Below are 681 nucleotides of genomic sequence, written 5' to 3' on the forward strand. Positions count from 1 at the left end.
AGCTCGCGCTGCCGGTCGGGCTGGCCCTCGACGCGGAGCTGTCCGCGTACCCGGGCGCAGGACAGCCGCGGATGGCCCTGGGCGAGCGGTTCGCGCCGCCCGCGCCGACGGACGTACGGCCACCGGGGACGACGACGGCCCGGGCGGCCGCCCGTTACGGCGAGGCGCTGCGCGACGACCCCTGGCTGGACTCGGTCCCGGTGACGCTGGAGCGGGTGATACCGGCTCCGGACGGTGACGGCTGGCAGCTGGCCGACGCCGACGAGGACGCGGCCCTGCCGCTCACGCCGGCCGCGCGGTCCCACCCCGGGCTGTGGCGTCTGGTCGCCCTGTCGGGCGGCGCCCCGGTCAGGGTCTTCGGCGAGTGCGGCCACCGGGGATTCACTCCGTTGGCGGTATGGCCGGAGGGACCCGGTGAGGTGGTGCCGCTGTGCTGAGCGGCGCGCTCGCCCCCGTTCCCGCCCGCCTCAGGAATCTTTCGGACATCACTGGACACTCGACGCGTGTGAGTCTTCGACCGTGCCGGGACACCCGTCGGAAAGGAAGCTCATGAGCAGGACGACCACCGCCGTGGACGCGCCTCTCCCGGATTCCTGGGAGGAGCTGGTGACCACGGCCCTGCTGGGCACGGACCGGCGCACGCCGGCGGGCTCCGCGCCCGGTGCGGACGCGCCGTCGGCC

Annotated in this window: 1 pseudogene; it reads left to right on the forward strand. The window is 75.5% G+C overall.

The window, feature by feature from the left end:
- Positions 1-437, forward strand: a pseudogene (locus tag B7767_RS36715) (SWIM zinc finger family protein); the annotation flags it as partial.
- Between the last annotated feature and the right edge of the window lie 244 nt (positions 438-681).

It is taken from the genome of Streptomyces sp. 13-12-16, assembly GCF_002114215.1.
Classification (GTDB): Bacteria; Actinomycetota; Actinomycetes; order Streptomycetales; family Streptomycetaceae; genus Streptomyces.